The organism is Leifsonia sp. L25 (assembly GCF_050632895.1).
Map to the genome: position 1 here is coordinate 2,676,058 of NZ_JBODRZ010000003.1, position 12,859 is coordinate 2,688,916.

At 71.4% G+C, this 12,859-nt stretch carries 13 protein-coding genes and 1 pseudogene; 11 read left to right on the forward strand and 3 right to left on the reverse strand.

Going from position 1 to position 12,859, the window contains the following annotated elements; translation table 11 throughout:
- The first annotated feature begins 4 nt into the window (after positions 1 to 4).
- The 3 genes and pseudogenes from ACRAWC_RS17495 to tsaE all read left to right on the forward strand — a co-directional run bounded on the left by ACRAWC_RS17495 (position 5) and on the right by tsaE (position 1,999).
- Positions 5 to 361: a holo-ACP synthase gene (locus ACRAWC_RS17495; protein WP_431348860.1), complete on the forward strand. Its 357-nt coding sequence runs from the start codon at positions 5 to 7 to the stop codon at positions 359 to 361.
- Positions 358 to 1,467, forward strand: a pseudogene (gene alr, locus ACRAWC_RS17500) (alanine racemase); the annotation flags it as partial. The gene ACRAWC_RS17495 and the pseudogene alr, both read left to right, overlap by 4 nt.
- Positions 1,468 to 1,522: 55 nt before the next feature.
- Positions 1,523 to 1,999: a tRNA (adenosine(37)-N6)-threonylcarbamoyltransferase complex ATPase subunit type 1 TsaE gene (tsaE, locus tag ACRAWC_RS17505; protein WP_431349474.1), complete on the forward strand. Its 477-nt coding sequence runs from the start codon at positions 1,523 to 1,525 to the stop codon at positions 1,997 to 1,999.
- Positions 2,000 to 2,084: 85 nt separating this feature from the next.
- Here tsaE and ACRAWC_RS17510 read toward each other — a convergent pair whose 3' ends face one another.
- Positions 2,085 to 3,578 carry a carboxylesterase/lipase family protein gene (locus tag ACRAWC_RS17510; protein ID WP_431348861.1) on the reverse strand — a complete coding sequence of 498 codons (1,494 nt, stop codon included), beginning with the start codon at positions 3,576 to 3,578 and terminating at the stop codon, positions 2,085 to 2,087.
- Positions 3,579 to 3,717: 139 nt separating this feature from the next.
- Here ACRAWC_RS17510 and tsaB point away from each other — a divergent pair, with 139 nt between their 5' ends.
- The 4 genes from tsaB to ACRAWC_RS17530 all read left to right on the forward strand — a co-directional run bounded on the left by tsaB (position 3,718) and on the right by ACRAWC_RS17530 (position 6,685).
- Complete coding sequence (gene tsaB / locus ACRAWC_RS17515) at positions 3,718 to 4,338, forward strand: tRNA (adenosine(37)-N6)-threonylcarbamoyltransferase complex dimerization subunit type 1 TsaB (protein ID WP_431348862.1); 621 nt, start codon at positions 3,718 to 3,720, stop codon at positions 4,336 to 4,338.
- A gap of 53 nt (positions 4,339 to 4,391) precedes the next feature.
- On the forward strand, positions 4,392 to 4,826 hold the full coding sequence (gene rimI, locus ACRAWC_RS17520; protein ID WP_431349475.1) for a ribosomal protein S18-alanine N-acetyltransferase: 435 nt from the start codon (positions 4,392 to 4,394) through the stop codon (positions 4,824 to 4,826).
- The gene (gene tsaD / locus ACRAWC_RS17525; protein ID WP_431348863.1) at positions 4,823 to 5,917 is read left to right on the forward strand and encodes a tRNA (adenosine(37)-N6)-threonylcarbamoyltransferase complex transferase subunit TsaD; all 1,095 of its coding nucleotides are present in this window, start codon (positions 4,823 to 4,825) and stop codon (positions 5,915 to 5,917) included. Before rimI ends, tsaD begins: the two co-directional genes overlap by 4 nt.
- Before the next feature lie 102 nt (positions 5,918 to 6,019).
- The gene (locus ACRAWC_RS17530; RefSeq protein WP_431348864.1) at positions 6,020 to 6,685 is read left to right on the forward strand and encodes a DUF4190 domain-containing protein; all 666 of its coding nucleotides are present in this window, start codon (positions 6,020 to 6,022) and stop codon (positions 6,683 to 6,685) included.
- A 27-nt stretch (positions 6,686 to 6,712) separates the two neighbouring features.
- Here the strand turns inward: ACRAWC_RS17530 and ACRAWC_RS17535 are convergent, their stop codons facing one another.
- Entirely contained in the window at positions 6,713 to 7,900 is a 1,188-nt protein-coding gene (locus tag ACRAWC_RS17535; RefSeq protein WP_431348865.1) for a THUMP-like domain-containing protein, read from the reverse strand.
- Between the two features lie 151 nt (positions 7,901 to 8,051).
- Here ACRAWC_RS17535 and groES point away from each other — a divergent pair, with 151 nt between their 5' ends.
- From groES to ACRAWC_RS17555, 4 genes are all read left to right on the forward strand, one after another.
- Complete coding sequence (groES, locus tag ACRAWC_RS17540; protein WP_055894868.1) at positions 8,052 to 8,348, forward strand: co-chaperone GroES; 297 nt, start codon at positions 8,052 to 8,054, stop codon at positions 8,346 to 8,348.
- A gap of 134 nt (positions 8,349 to 8,482) precedes the next feature.
- The gene (gene rarD / locus ACRAWC_RS17545; RefSeq protein ID WP_431348866.1) at positions 8,483 to 9,418 is read left to right on the forward strand and encodes an EamA family transporter RarD; all 936 of its coding nucleotides are present in this window, start codon (positions 8,483 to 8,485) and stop codon (positions 9,416 to 9,418) included.
- Between the two features lie 75 nt (positions 9,419 to 9,493).
- Positions 9,494 to 10,996 (forward strand): IMP dehydrogenase, encoded by a 1,503-nt coding sequence (gene guaB, locus ACRAWC_RS17550; RefSeq protein WP_431348867.1) that lies wholly within the window; start codon positions 9,494 to 9,496, stop codon positions 10,994 to 10,996.
- Between the two features lie 190 nt (positions 10,997 to 11,186).
- Positions 11,187 to 11,576, forward strand: coding sequence for a tautomerase family protein (locus ACRAWC_RS17555; RefSeq protein WP_431348868.1), 390 nt, complete (start codon positions 11,187 to 11,189; stop codon positions 11,574 to 11,576).
- Between the two features lie 137 nt (positions 11,577 to 11,713).
- Here ACRAWC_RS17555 and ACRAWC_RS17560 read toward each other — a convergent pair whose 3' ends face one another.
- Positions 11,714 to 12,856, reverse strand: a complete 1,143-nt coding sequence (locus ACRAWC_RS17560; RefSeq protein ID WP_431348869.1) for a MalY/PatB family protein — start codon at positions 12,854 to 12,856, stop codon at positions 11,714 to 11,716.
- Between the last annotated feature and the right edge of the window lie 3 nt (positions 12,857 to 12,859).

Below are 12,859 nucleotides of genomic sequence, written 5' to 3' on the forward strand. Positions count from 1 at the left end.
CGCCGTGATCGCCGGCATCGGGATCGACGTCGTCGATCTGGCGCGCTTCGCCCGATCGCTGGAGCGCACCCCGAAGCTGCGGGAGCGCCTCTTCACGGAGGCCGAGCGCGGCCTCCCGGTGCACTCCCTGGCCGCGCGCTTCGCCGCCAAAGAGGCGCTGATCAAGGCGCTCGGCGGCTCGGAGGGCGTGCGCTGGCACGACATGGAGATCGTGCCCGACGAAGAGAGGAACCCGGGTTTCGTGCTGCACAACGTGGTCGGACGTCAGGTCGCCGAGCGCGGCATCGCGCACGTCCACGTGTCGATGTCGCACGACGCCGGGATCGCCTCCGCGTTCGTCGTCCTGGAGCGCGACGCGTGAGCGGCGGCTTCCGCGAGGCCGTCGTCGACCTGGACGCGGTGACCGCCAACGTCGCGCGCCTGCGCGAGCTCGTCGGCACCGAGCATGTGATGGCCGTGGTGAAGGCGAACGCCTACGGGCACGGTGCGGTGGAGTGCGCACGTGCGGCGCTCGCCGGCGGCGCGGACTGGCTGGGCGTCGCGGATATCTCCGAGGGGCTGGCGTTGCGCGCGGCGGGCGTCGAGGCCCCGGTGCTCGCGTGGCTGCACGACCCCGACGAGGACTTCGCCGCCGCCGTCGCGGCGGGGCTGGACGTGGGCATCTCGTCGGGCGCGCAGCTCGAGGCCGCAGCCGCGGTGGGGACCGCCGAATGCCCGGCGTTCGTGCAGCTCAAGCTCGAGACGGGGCTCAGCCGCAACGGCATCCCTGCGTCCGAGTGGGAGGCGGTGGTCGCACGGGCCCACGAGCTCGAAGAGTCGGGGACTCTCGTGGTGCGCGGCCTGTTCAGCCATCTGTCGAACGCGTCGCCCGACGACGACCGGGCGGCCATCGCGCGGTTCACCTGGGGCATCGAACGCGCGGAGGCGGCCGGCCTCCGCCCCGCGCTGCGGCACATCGCCGCCAGCGCCGCCGCGCTCAGCCTCCCCGAGTCGCGGTTCAACCTGGTGCGGTTCGGGCTCGCCGTCTACGGGCTCAGCCCCTTCGGCGCCGCGTCGGCGGCGGAGCTCGGGCTCCGCCCGGCGATGACGCTGCGCGGCCGGGTCGCGGCCGTGCGCCGGGTGGCTCCGGGCACGGGTGTCTCCTACGACTACACGTACCGCACCGAGGCCGAGACCACGCTCGTACTCGTCCCGCTCGGCTACGCCGAAGGCATCCCGCGCCATGCGTCGGGCCGCGGTCCGGTGTCCATCGCCGGCAAGCGGTACCGCATCTCGGGCCGGGTCGCGATGGACCAGTTCGTCGTGGATGTCGGCGACGCGGAGGTCGCGGTCGGCGACGAAGTCGTGCTGTTCGGCGACCCGGCGACGGGTGTGCCGGGAGCGGACGACTGGGCGGAGGCCGCGGACACGATCAACTACGAGATCGTCACGCGGCTGGGCGGCCGGCTGCGGCGCACGTACCGCGGGGAGCGGCGTGAGCGGCCGCGTCCTGATCGAGCGCACGGTCGACACCGGCGACGACATGCACGCGCTGGGGCTGGAGCTGGCCGGGATGCTGGTCGCCGGCGACCTGGTGGTGCTGACCGGACCGCTCGGCGCGGGCAAGACGACCCTGACCCGCGGGATCGGCGAGGGCCTCGGCGTCCGCGGCCCGGTCACGAGTCCGACGTTCGTTCTGGCGCGCACGCACCCGAGCCTGGTCGAGGGCGCGCCGCTCGTGCACGTCGACGCCTACCGGCTCGGCAGCGCGGTGGAGCTGGACGACCTCGACATCGACTTCGGGGGCTCCGTCGTCGTGGTCGAGTGGGGCGGCGGGATGCTCGACGGCGTCGCGGAGTCCTGGCTGGAGGTCGACATCGTGCGGCCGACAGGCGGATCGGGTCACCAGGAAGGCGCCGGGGACGACGTCGCGGACGCCGACCTCGGCGACGTCGAGCTCGACGCGGACGAGCCGCGCACGGTCACGGTGACGGGCTTCGGCCCCCGCTGGGCCGCCTGACCCACCCCACACGCAGCAGCGGGGTCGCAACACGCCGCACCCGCTCTCGCGTAACGGCGTGTTGCGACCCCGCTGCCTCCCCGCGTCAGCGCGCGCTCTGAAGCGCGCCGACGTCGGCCAGCCCGTCCCGCACGACAGTGGTCGGGACGTCGAACACCTGCACGTCGCGCTCCGGTGCCGTGTACGCAGGCCAGCCCGGGTCGCCGGTCGCGATGAACCGCACCGCCGCTCCGTGCACGTCGTCGGCGAGGGACGCCGGGGGCTGCTCGCCCGCGATGTAGCCCACTCGCTCGCTGTGGAGGCAGTCGAAGAAGAACGGCACGTCGAGGCGGTGCACGGCCGTGCCGAAGGTGGGCGACGTCCAGGCGAAGCGATAGGCCCAGGCGGGGGCGCCGCCTGCAGCCCGGGACTCCGCGATCGCGCGGGCGGGCGCGCGGAACATCGTGTCCGTGACGAACTGCCCGAGCGTCCCGGCGGTGTCGAGGTCGGGGTGGGCGGCCGCGTAGGCGCCTGCGGCCTCCTCCGAGACGCCGATCGCGGTCAGCAGGGCGGCCGGATCGGCGTCCGCCAGCGTCTCGCGCATGTCCGCTGCGGCCAGGTTGAACTCGTTGTCGGTCGCGCCGAGCACCAGCGCCTTGTCGGCGCCGACGCCGTCCGCGACCGCCGCGCCGATGGGCGCGGATACGAGGTCGCCGTCCACGACCGGGGCCCAGCGCAGCGCCGACCCGGAGGCCAGCGCGCGCAGCGGGGCGAGCGGGTCCGCGGGCGCGTCCGGCGAGGCGACCGCGTCGTCTTCGCCCTGCAGCGCCAGGATGCGCTCCTCGGTCAGCGTGGACAGTCCGGCGCGCGTCGGCTCGACTCCCGCGGCGGCGGCCAGGGCGCGGCCGTAGCGCTCGGCGTCCTCCCGGGTCACGCTCGCCGTGGTGGCGGAGATCGAGTAGACCCGCTGGAACAGATGCGCCGCGCGCGGCACCGTGAGCAGGGTGAGCACCGCCCCGCCACCGGCCGACTGGCCCGCGATCGTGACCTGCGCCGGGTCGCCGCCGAAGGACGCGATGTTGTCGCGCACCCACTCCAGCGCCAGGATCCAGTCGAGGACGCCGCGGTTGGCCGGGGCGTCCTCGATCCAGCCGAAGCCGTCGAAACCGAGCCGGTACGAGACGCTCACCGTCACGATCCCGTCGCGGTTGAAGGCGGCGCCGTCGTACCAGGGGCTGGCGGGAGATCCGGCGACGTAGCCGCCGCCGTGGACGTAGACCAGCACGGGCAGCTTCGCGTCGGCGTCGCCGGGTCGTGGGGTGAAGACGTCCACGTTGAGGGTCGACTCGCCCGGGTACGACGGCTCGGGGATCAGCGTGATCTCCGCCAGCGCCGTGCGCTGCGGGGTCGCGCCGTGTTCGCCGGCGTCGAGCACCTCCTCCCACGGGCGGTGCGGGACGGGGGCGGCGAAGCGCAGCTCGCCGACCGGCGGCTCCGCGAACGGGATGCCGAGGAAGGCGGCCGAAGCGTCGCGCCAACGGCCGCGCACACGTCCTGCCGTCGTGGTGACCTCGGGTCGGTCGAGGGTGCTGTCTGTCACGGGGTTCTCCTTCTCAGCGGACGGACCCGACGGGGATGCGGACGAAATCGGCGAATCGCGAGGATGCCGTCCCGACAGCTTCGCACACAGGACAGCGGGCGGATCCGCAGGCGGTGCGCATCCGGCCTAGGCTGGAGGCATGCTCCTCGCCATCGACACCTCCGCGGGCACGAGTGTCGCCGTGGTCGACCGTGACGGCGGCATTCTCGCCGAAGTGACGGAGCCGGACACCATGCGGCACGCCGAGGTGATCGGCGACCTCGTCGCCGCGGCGCTCGACGCGTCCGGCACGCGTGTCGGCGAGCTCTCGGGCGTTGTCGCCGGGATGGGTCCCGGCCCGTTCACCGGCCTCCGGGTCGGCATCGCCGCCGCTACCGCCTTCGCGTTCGGCGCCGGGCGCCCGCTCGTTCCCGTCGTCAGTCACGACGCCGTCGCCTACGAACGCTACCTGGCCGGGCACGCCGGTCCGCTCCTGGTCGTGACCGACGCGCGCCGCCGCGAGCGCTACTGGACCGCGTACTCGGGCGTGGACGAGCGCGGACTCCCCGTCCGCCTCGACGGACCCGGGCTGGACAAGCCGGACGCGTTGCCGCACCCGGACCTGCCGCGCGAGGAGGCCGCCACCGTCTCCGCGGGACTGCTCGGGATGATCGCCGAGCTGCGTTTCGCCGCCGGCCTCCCGTTCGACCGCGACGAGCCGCTCTACCTGCGTTCGCCGGATGTGACGCTCTCCGCCGGCCCGAAGCGGGTGAGCGCGTGAGCGAGCCGTCCTGGCAGCTTCGCCGCGCCACCGAGGCGGACGTCGACGCGATCATGCTGCTGGAGCGCGCGACCTTCGTCACCGACGCCTGGTCGGAGCAGTCGATGCGCTCCGAGGTGACCGGCTCGCACGGTTACTACCTGGTGGCGGTCGGGCTCGACGACCCGGACCGCATCGACGGCTACGCCGGCCTGCTCGCCCCGCGCGGCGCAGGCGAGGGCGACATCCAGACCATCGCCGTCGCGCCGCACGCCCGTCGGCACGGTCTCGGGCGTGCCCTCATGCTCGCCCTCATCGGGGAGGCCCGCAACCGCGGCGCCCGCGAGGTGTTCCTGGAGGTGCGCTCCGACAACCCGGGCGCGCAGACTCTGTACCGTACGCTCGGCTTCGAGGAGATCGGCGTGCGCCCCCGCTACTACCAGCCGGACGGGGTGGACGCGATCGTCATGCGCCTGACCGTCCCGACTCCGGAGACCACGATCGCATGAACGACGCTCAGCACGGATCGCACGGCGACGGGCCGCTCGTCCTCGGCATCGAGACCTCCTGCGACGAGACCGGCGTCGGCATCGTGCGCGGCACGACCCTGCTCTCGAACACGATCGCCTCCTCGATGGAGGAGCACGCCCGGTACGGCGGCGTCGTCCCGGAGGTCGCGGCGCGCGCGCATCTCGAGGCGCTGACCCCGACTCTCCGCACCGCCGTCGCCGACGCCGGGATCGAGCTCGCGGATGTCGACGCCATCGCGGTGACGAGCGGTCCCGGGCTGTCCGGCGCGCTCATGGTCGGCGTCGGCGCGGCGAAGGCGCTCGCGCTGTCGCTCGGCAAGCCGCTCTACGCCGTCAACCACCTGGTCGGCCACGTCGGCGCGGATGTCCTCGACGCGGCGGGAGGTCCCGGCCACCCGGTCGAGGTGCCGACCGTGGCACTGCTGGTCTCCGGCGGCCACACCTCGCTGCTGCTGGTACGCGACCTGGTCTCCGACGTGGAGCTGCTGGGCGAGACCATCGACGACGCGGCGGGCGAGGCCTTCGACAAGGTGGCGCGCGTACTCGGCCTCCCGTACCCGGGCGGCCCGCAGATCGACCGTGTCGCGGCGGACGGCGATCCGCGCGCCATCCGGTTCCCGCGCGGGCTGACCAAGCCGAAGGACCTCGAACGGCACCGCTACGACTTCTCCTTCTCCGGTCTGAAGACCGCGGTCGCGCGCTGGGTCGAGCAGCGCCAGGACGCCGGCGAGGAGGTGCCGGTCGCGGATGTCGCCGCGTCCTTCCGGGAGGCCGTCGCGGACGTGCTGATCACCAAGGCGATCGCCGCGTGCCTCGATCACGACGTGCCGCGCCTGCTGCTCGGCGGCGGTGTCGTCGCGAACGCGCGGGTGCGTCAGCTCGCGGTGCAGCGGGCGGCGGAGGCCGGCGTGGCCCTGCGGATCCCGGCCCTCTCGCTGTGCACCGACAACGGCGCGATGATCGCGGCGCTGGGCGCGCAGCTCATCATGGCCGGCCGCGCGCCGAGCCGCCTGGACTTCGGCGCGGACTCCACGCTCCCGGTCACGGACATCCAGGTCGCGGAGGTCTGAGTCCGCGCGGAATTGCATGCGTTGACACGCTGTCGCCCCGCTGAGACGATGGATTCAGTACAGAGATTTCTCAGGAACTCACCAGAGAAGGAGATGGGCAGCATGTCCGATCCGAACACCCCGTCCGGCGCCCCGGAGCCCGAAGGGACGGACGGCAGCACGCCGGCCCAGCCGGTTCCGCCGTCCTCCGACATCCCGCCCGCGGCGGCGCCCGACGCCGTCCCGCCGACGCCCCCGGTCGCCCCACCCGCGCCGCCGGCGCAGCCCGCTCCGCCGGCCGCGCCCGGGTACGGCGCGCCGCAGCAGCCGTACGGGCAGCAACAGCCGTATGGCCAGGACCCCTACGGCCAGCAGCAGCAGCCCTACGGCCAGCAGCAGCCCTACGGTCAGCAGCCGTACGGTCAGCAGCAGCCCTACGGTCAGCAGCCCGGCCAGCCCGGTTACGGTCAGCCCGCCTACGGTCAGCCCGCGCCCGGCTACGCGCAGCCGTATGCGACGGCGCCCGCGACCAAGTCGCCCATCCTGAGCATCCTGTCGCTCGTCGGCGGCATCGTCGGCATCATCCTGAACTTCGCGTTCGGGATCGGCGCACTGTTCGCGGTGGCAGCGATCGTCCTCGGCTTCATCGGCCGCAGCAAGGAGCCGCAGGCCAAGGGCTTCTGGCTCACCGGAATCATCCTCGGATTCGTGGCGGTGGTCATCGCGATCATCTTCTGGATCGTCTGGGGGCTCATCCTGGCCAACCTGTCGAACACGTACCGGTATTGACCGGCGCCGGGCGCTGACCCCTCGCGGTCAAACGCGCTCGGCGAGCAACGCGGTGTGACGTCCGGCGACCCTGGTGAGGATCAGTGTCGCCGGACGGTCGCCCGAGAGCTTGAGGCGCGTCCGGAGCGCGGCGGGGTCAACGTCCACGCCGCGCTTCTTGATCTCCAGCGTGCCGATCCCGCGCGCTCGCAGCGCCTTCTTGAGGTCCTTCTCGGCGAAGGGAAGCGTCTCCAGGATGCGGAAGCCCGCGGCGAACGGCGTGAACACAGGCTCATCGGCCGTGATGTAGGCGATGCCGTCGCCGAGCATCCGTCCGTCGAGCCGCCGGGCGAGGTCCCCGATCAGGCGCGCACGGATGACCGCGCCGTCCGGCTCGTAGAGGTACTCGCCGAGCTCGCCGGTCTCGGCGTCCTCGCTGTCGGCCTCCGCTGTCAGCTCGTTCGCCTCGTCGCCGCGCAGCACCAGGGCCGCTCGCCGGATGCCCGTGCGGGCGAGCGCGCCGAACCACAGCCCCAGCTCGACGACCTGCCCGTCGGCGGACACCCACTGTGCCTCGGCGGTCGACGGGATGAGGTCGCGGTCGAAACCGGGGCCGAGCTTGAGCCCGACCGAGCGTCCGGTCGCCAGCTCGTACGCGAAGCCGAGCGACGGCGTGTAGTCGTCGGGGTCGGTCAGCCGGTCGGTGTCCGTGTGACCGGCGGTGCGGCGGGCCGGGTCGAGGAAGACGCCGTCGATCGCTCGGAGGCTGATGTCCTCCGCGCGGCGGTGCTCCACTGTCGCGGACGGGAAGGGCGCGAGGTTGAAGGCGGCGATCGCGGCCGTGACTTCGTCCGCGTCCACCGCCGTGACCTCCAGGTCCAGGGCCGCCAGCGCGAGGGCGTCGCCGCCGATGCCGCAGCCGAGATCCGCGACGCGGGTCAGCCCGGCCGCGCGGAACCGTCCCGCGTGGCGTGCCGCGACCGAGAGGCGTGTCGCCTGTTCCAGTCCGGCCTCGGTGAAGAGCATCCGGGAAGCGAACTCGCCGAACTTGCCGACCGCCTTCTTGCGCAGCTTCGCCTGCGTCAGCACCGCCGCGACCAGGCCGGGGGAGTGGCCCTGCTTGCGGAGGTCCGTGACCATCGCGAGCACGTCCTTCTCGGACCGGTACGGAGGCAGGGAGTCGAGCAGCCTGAGGCCTTCGGGGCTGAGCAGCTCGACGAGTTCGGACCGGTCCATGTGCACCACGGTACCTTCTGGCACTCACGTTGCGTGACTGCTAACGCACCCCCTAGACTCGTGTTAGCACTCTCCGTGCGAGTTTGCTAACGCAAGCCGCGCAGACGTATTGAGTTCGCAAAGACTGAGTTCACCAAAGAAGAGGTCAACCGTGTCGGTCTCCATCAAGCCGCTCGAAGATCGCATCGTCATCAAGCAGGTCGAGGCTGAGCAGACCACTGCTTCCGGTCTGGTCATCCCCGACACTGCCAAGGAGAAGCCCCAGGAGGGCGAAGTCGTCGCCGTCGGACCGGGCCGCATCGACGACAACGGCAACCGCGTTCCGCTCGACGTCGCCGTCGGCGACAAGGTGATCTACTCCAAGTACGGGGGCACCGAGGTCAAGTTCGGCGGCGAGGACTACCTGGTCCTCTCGGCGCGCGACGTCCTCGCGGTCGTCGTCCGCTGACGCACCTTCTTTCGAAGGCCCGGGCGCGGTAGCGCGCCCGGGCCTTCGCCGTCCCTGCGGGCCCTGCTGCGCTGCGCCCACCACGTCCGCCGCCACGTCCGTCCGTGTCGCCGGGTCGGAGTAGTGTCGTGGGAGTGTCGCAGCCCCTCTCCGAACACCGCAGGTCCGGTCTGACCTACGCGGTCAGCGCCTACGTCCTCTGGGGCATCCTCCCCATCTACTTCCTGGCGCTCGCGCCCTCCTCCGCCTGGGAGATCGTCGCCTGGCGGGTGATCTTCTCGCTGGTGTTCTGCGCGATCGCTCTCACCGTCACGCGCGCGTGGCGTACGTTCGGCGCGCTTCTGAAGGACCGCAGGGTCCTGTTCACGATGGGCCTCGCCGGCGCGCTCATCTACGTCAACTGGCAGACGTACGTGCTGGCAACGGTCAGCGGGCACGTCGTGGAAGCCGCGCTCGGCTACTTCATCAATCCGATCGTGACCGTGTTCCTCGGCGTCATCGTCCAGCGCGAGCGACTTCGCATCGCCCAGTGGGTGGCGGTCGGCGTCAGTATCGTCGCGGTCGTCGTGCTCGCGATCGGCTACGGGCAGGTCCCGTGGATCGCCCTCATCCTGGCGTTCTCGTTCGGCTTCTACGGCCTCATCAAGAAGCGCGTCGGCGGCAGGGTCGACGCCGTCTCCGGCCTGACGCTGGAGACGATGTGGCTGACGCCCGTCGCGATCGTGCAACTCGTGGTGGTCAGCCTCACGGCCGGCCTGACGATCGGCTCGGTGAGCGCGTGGCACACCGTCGCCCTGGTCGGCGCGGGCGTGATCACGGCGGTCCCGCTGCTCTTCTTCGCCGCCGCCTCCCGCCGGCTGCCGCTGGTCTACATGGGCTTCATCCAGTACTTCGCGCCGTTCATCCAGTTCCTGGTCGGCGTAGCGGTGCTGCACGAGGCGATGCCGCCCGAGCGCTGGGTCGGGTTCGCGATCGTCTGGCTGGCGCTCGCCGTCCTCAGCGTCGACATGATCGTGGCGGCCCGGCAGGGCAAGAAGCAGGCGGAGCTGGATCTGGCGACGGTGGAGTGAGGGGCTGGAATATCCCACCAGCTTGTGCCGTTACCATGGATCATCCACAACTCGCGCGACCTTGATAGGGGTGAAATGGACCAGGCGGATCCGTTCGGATTCATCGGTTTGACCTACGACGACGTCATGCTCCTTCCCGGGCACACCGACGTCATCCCGAGCGAGGCGGACACCTCGACTCGCCTGACCAAGCGGATCAGCATGGCGACCCCGCTCCTCTCCAGCGCTATGGACACCGTGACCGAGTCGCGCATGGCCGTCGCGATGGCCCGGCACGGCGGGATCGGTATCATCCACCGCAACCTGTCCATCGAAGACCAGGCCACCAACGTCGACAAGGTGAAGCGGTCCGAGTCGGGCATGATCACCAACCCGGTGACCACCACCCCCGACGCCACCGTCGAGGAGGTCGACCTCCTGTGCGGGCAGTTCCGCGTCTCCGGCCTCCCGGTCGTGGAGGGCGACGGCAAGCTTGTCGGCATCATCACCAACCGCGACATGCGCTTCGTCTCCCCGTTCGAGCGCTCCGCCACCCTCGTGCGCGACGTGATGACCCGCATGCCGCTCATCACTGCTCCGGTCGGCATCGACCCGGACTCCGCGGTCGCCATCTTCGCCGAGCACAAGATCGAGAAGCTCCCGCTCGTGGACGCCGACGGCCGCCTCCGCGGACTCATCACCGTCAAGGACTTCGACAAGAGCGAGAAGTACCCGAACGCCACGAAGGACGACGAGGGCCGCCTGCGCGTCGGCGCCGCGATCGGCTTCTTCGGCGACGCCTGGGACCGCGCGATGACCCTGGTCGACGCGGGCGTGGACGTCATCGTGGTCGACACCGCCAACGGCGACTCCGCCGGCGTGCTCGACATCATCCACCGGCTCAAGCACGAGCCGCGCGCTTCGCACGTCGACATCATCGGCGGCAACGTCGCCACCCGCTCCGGCGCACAGGCGCTCATCGACGCGGGCGCGGACGCCATCAAGGTCGGCGTCGGCCCGGGCTCCATCTGCACCACCCGCGTCGTCGCCGGCGTCGGCGTGCCGCAGGTGACCGCGGTGTACGAGGCCTCGCTGGCCGCGCGCGCGGCGGACGTCCCACTCATCGCCGACGGCGGCCTCCAGTACTCGGGCGACATCGCCAAGGCGCTGGTCGCCGGCGCGGAGAGCGTCATGCTCGGCTCGCTGCTGGCCGGAACCGCGGAGTCGCCCGGCGACCTCGTGTTCGTCAACGGCAAGCAGTTCAAGAACTACCGCGGCATGGGGTCGCTCGGCGCCCTCCAGACCCGCGGCAAGAAGACCTCGTACTCGCGCGACCGCTACTTCCAGGCCGACGTGCCCAGCGATGAGCAGCTCATCGCCGAGGGCATCGAGGGCCAGGTCCCGTACCGCGGTCCGCTGTCCGCCGTCGCGTACCAGCTCGTCGGCGGCCTCCGCCAGTCGATGTTCTACGTCGGCGCGCGTACCATCCCGGAGCTCCGGGAGCGCGGCCGGTTCGTCCGGATCACCGCGGCCGGGCTCAAGGAGTCGCACCCGCACGACATCCAGATGGTCGTGGAGGCGCCCAACTACCGCCGCTGACGCGGCCGCTCCGCCAACGGAGGAGATCCAGCCTCTTCGGGCCTGGATCTCCTCCGTTGACTGCGTTTCGGGGGTGTCCGCGCGCTGATGTCCTCCGTTGTCGACCGACCGGGATAGAGACACAGAATCTGTACTTTAGTATTTTATTAGGCGTCTGTCTGCCGTCGGGACGCCCGAATGTGGGGAACGTATGGCCCAAGTAACCGTCTTCGCTCGTCGTGCCACCATCGACCGGCACCGGGACGCACTGTCCGACGCGATCCACGGCGCGGTCATGACCGCGCTCGCCTATCCGCCCGAGAAGCGGTTCCACCGCTTGATCGGCATGGACCCGGCGGACTTCGTCTATCCGTCCGACCGCGGCGACGACTACACGATCATCGAGGTGTCGATGTTCGAGGGGCGGAGCGTCGAAGCCAAGCGTGCCCTCATCGTCGAGCTCTTCGCCCGGATCGAAGCGGCCACCGGCGTCCCGCCGCACAGCGTCGAGATCACCGTCTTCGAGACACCGAAGGTCAACTGGGGCATTCGCGGTGTCAACGCCGCCGACCTCGCTCTCGGCTACGCGGTCGAAGTCTGAGGCCCGACATTCGCGACGAATCGCGGCTTTCACGCGGGCATGCGCGACATTCGTGACGAATGTGGACGATGGTCGGAGTCGCGATTCGTGACGAATCGCGGCTTTCGTGCGCGAATTCGCGACATTCGTGACGAATGTCAGCGCAGGCGCGCGATTCGACGCACCGCGTCGGTGAGGACCTCGGGGGAGCACGCCAGGTTGACGCGTGCGAAGCCCGCGCCCTGGCGGCCGAAGTCGAGGCCGCGCACCAGCGCCACCCGCGCCTCCGACAGGATGCGCGCGGCGGGCTCGTCGCCCCAGCCGAGGTCGCGGAAATCCACCCAGGCGAGGTAGCTCGCGTGCGGTTCGCGGTAGAACGCCTCCGGGAGGTGCGTGGAGAGCAGCCGGCCGAAGAGCGCACGGTTGGCCTCGATCGACTCCAGGGTGCCGGCCAGCCACTCGCGGCTCTCGTTGAAGGCCGCCTCGGTGGCGATCCGGCCCAGCAGGCTGGTGCGGACCTCCACCTCCGCCGGGAGGGCGTGGAGCTGTGCCGTTCGCCTCGGCGACGCGGTGACCATCAGCGCGCACTTCACCCCGGCGAGGTTCCACGCCTTGCTCGCCGAGTGCGCCGCCACGCCGACCTCTCGCGCCTCCTCCGACACCGACAGGAACGGCGTGAACGTCGCGTCCGAGTGGGTCAGCGGCGCGTGGATCTCGTCGCTCACCACGGCGACGTCGTATCGGGCGGCGAGCGCGGCCACGGCCTCCAGGTCGGCCCGCGGGTGGACGAGGCCGAGCGGGTTGTGCGGGTGGCACAGCAGGAAGGCGCGGGCGCCGCCGGCGAAGGCGCGCTCCAGGCCGTCGAGGTCGAGGGACCAGGTCGTTCCGTCGTCGAGCAGCGACACCTCCTCGACCACACCGCCCGCCTCCGGGATGAGCTCGAAGAACGGCGGGTAGACCGGCGGCGTGATGACGACCCGGTCGCCCGGCGTGATCAGCATGCGCAGCGCCTCCACGATCACCACGCTGACATCGGTGGTCGTCAGGACGGACGCCGGGTCGACCTCCCAGCCCCAGGTGTCGTGGGCGTAGCGGGCGAAGGCGCTCTTCGCACGGTCGTCCTCGCCGATGTAGCCGGTGTCGCTGCGGTCGATCGCGGCGTGCAGGGCGGCGGCGATCGGCGGTGCGAGCGGGTAGTCGGTCTCCGCCACGAACAGCGGGAGCACGTCGTCGGGATAGAGCGACCACTTCTCGCTGGTGCGCTGGCGGAGACGGGCGAGGGGCTCTGCGTCGACGGTCACCTG